Raw genomic sequence first — 2,356 nt, 5'->3', positions numbered from 1 at the left:
ATCTATGGTGGTAAGAGAGTAGTTCTGACAGCCAATGCGCAGAAACAGGCAGCACAGTTAGAAGCATTAGGATACGGAAACTGCCCAATCTGTGTGGCTAAGACACAGTACAGCTTAACAGATGACCAGACCAAACTGGGTGCGCCTACAGACTTTGAAGTAACCGTAAGAAACTTAAAGATTTCCGCAGGTGCAGGATTTATCGTAGCATTAACCGGTGAAATCATGACCATGCCGGGTCTGCCGAAAGTGCCGGCTGCTGAAAGAATTGATGTGGATGCGACAGGAAAAATTTCCGGTCTGTTCTAAGAGTGAAATAAGAATACAGCTGCCGCATCATGCAGCCGTCTGGAAGATTCCGGATATATGCAGAGTGCGGCAGTTCTGTTTATATTAGGAGAGTTTGGGCTGGAAGGGAGTAGGTAAATATGTATAAAGATGAGTATAAGGCCGTATGTAATAGTGCGGCAGCAAAATTAAATTTATTGAAGAACAATCCTCTGGGATATTTTATGTCTGCTATTCTTGCGGGTGTGTTTGTGGCCATGGGGGGTTTTGTGGCATTTACACTGGCTGGTCATCTGTCAGGTGCAGAAATGACAGCGAACTGGGCGAAACCGGCGCAGAGTGCGGCATTTGCAGCAGCGCTTAGTTTGGTTATTATGGCAGGTGCAGACTTATTTACAGGAAATAATTTTGTTCTGTCGGCAGCAGTATTCAGAAAGACAGCCTCATGGGGGGACGCTTGTAAATTATGGGGTATTTGTTGGATTGGAAACCTGGTTGGTTCTCTTTTATCATCTGCTCTTTTCGTGGCTGCAAAAGTTCCAACAGGTGGTATTGGTGATTACTTCGTAAACCTGGCAGTGAATAAGACCACCACGGCTCCTGTGCCATTGTTTGTCAAAGCAGTATTGTGTAATATACTGGTATGTCTTGCCGTATGGTGCGGAATCAAAATGAAATCCGAATCAGGCAAACTGATTATGATTTTCTGGTGTATCTTTGTATTCATGGTATGTGGATTTGAGCATAGCATTGCAAACATGAGCAGCATTGGTGTTTCTCTTCTTACAGGAAAAGTTGGAATCGGTGCATATTGCTATAATGTCATTATCGTAACGCTTGGGAATATGGTTGGCGGTATCTTAGGTGTGGCACTTCCATATCATTTGATTTCAAAAGAAAAATAAGTACATAGAGAGAACTTTGAGGGGAGTAAAAGGCGCTGAACGCAGAATGCGGGTCAGCGCCTTTTTTGCGGTGCGCCTGGCGGCATTTGAACAATATTTTTAAATTACTGTATTGGTCTACACCCTTGCTTTATGGTATATCAGGATAGAATTTTATTTCTATATTGACTAGTGCATTGGCACGTATATATTTAGCATTACTGCCACTTACACGGAAGTGGCAGTAAATTTGGGATATAGCGAATTCAATTTGATTCGTGCAGCAGCAGTTTTAAATTGCCAATCCACCTTTGCCGCCCTTGTATTACGCTCGGTTTCCCATGCCGATAATTCGCTGCGGAGATGATTGATATCGTCAATTCGCCGTGACAGGCACTGGCGTGTCATTACATTAAGTTCTATTTCAGCGATATCCAGCCAGCTTCCATGTTTCGGTGTATAATGGATTTCCAAGTGTTTTATAAGACGCCTTGCTTCTGCCGCAGGATACTTTTTATATAAGGATGCCGGTTTATGGGTATTAAGGTTATCCATTACAAGAATGATTTTTTCCACTTCTGGGTACATGACATCAACAAGGTATTTTATTTCTTCTGCCCAGTCAACTGCAGTCCGGTGCTCCCGGACACTGACATGATGCTTCCCAGCAAGAGGTTCTATGAAAGCAAAGATGCTGCATGTACCATTACGGATATATTCGGAATCTACTTTCCGGTCATCTCCCGGGCGCATTGGCAGCGGTTCCCTTGTCTCTCCCAACAGCTGGTATGGTTTTTCATCCATGCAGACGACCGGACGCATTGGGTCATACGTGAGTTCATAGACATCGAGAACATCTTCCATACATGCTATGAATTCTGCATCCTCTTTTGGCGGGATGCACCAATAGTCATTGAGGTGAGGTCTAAGTTCATTTTTTTTAATACCCTGCGGATTGTTTCTCTGCTGACTGGTGTTTCCAGTTCAATACGTGCTTTCTCTTCCAGAAGCCGGAGTGTCCATCGGGAGTGTCCTTCGGGTGCCGGACCGCAAGCAATTTGAATCAAATGCGCTTCCGTCCGTCCATCTGCCTTGCGTAATGCCGCACTTGAATTTGGGCTGATGTTGTATTTGACAATATTAGTAATACCGTTCTTAACATAAGATTGGATAATATTTGTAAT

General features: G+C 43.8%; 3 protein-coding genes and 1 pseudogene. 2 read left to right on the top strand and 2 right to left on the bottom strand.

Features of this window, described 5'->3' with window-relative positions; all coding sequences use genetic code 11:
- The coding region (locus tag WKT17_RS16155; RefSeq protein WP_340273686.1) for a formate--tetrahydrofolate ligase at nt 1-309 on the top strand (309 nt) is incomplete at its 5' end.
- Between the two features lie 119 nt (nt 310-428).
- Nucleotides 429-1,193 (top strand): formate/nitrite transporter family protein, encoded by a 765-nt coding sequence (locus tag WKT17_RS16150; protein WP_173750333.1) that lies wholly within the window; start codon nt 429-431, stop codon nt 1,191-1,193.
- Between the two features lie 207 nt (nt 1,194-1,400).
- Here WKT17_RS16150 and WKT17_RS16145 read toward each other — a convergent pair whose 3' ends face one another.
- Both WKT17_RS16145 and WKT17_RS16140 read right to left on the bottom strand, forming a co-directional pair.
- Nucleotides 1,401-2,072: an IS630 family transposase gene (locus tag WKT17_RS16145; protein WP_291683799.1), complete on the bottom strand. Its 672-nt coding sequence runs from the start codon at nt 2,070-2,072 to the stop codon at nt 1,401-1,403.
- Nucleotides 2,042-2,356 (bottom strand): annotated as a pseudogene (locus tag WKT17_RS16140) (helix-turn-helix domain-containing protein); the annotation flags it as partial. The gene WKT17_RS16145 and the pseudogene WKT17_RS16140, both read right to left, overlap by 31 nt.

This window comes from Blautia sp. HCN-20427 (genome assembly GCF_037890365.1).
GTDB lineage: Bacteria > Bacillota > Clostridia > Lachnospirales > Lachnospiraceae > Blautia.
This window is presented reverse-complemented; position numbering and strand designations above follow the sequence as displayed.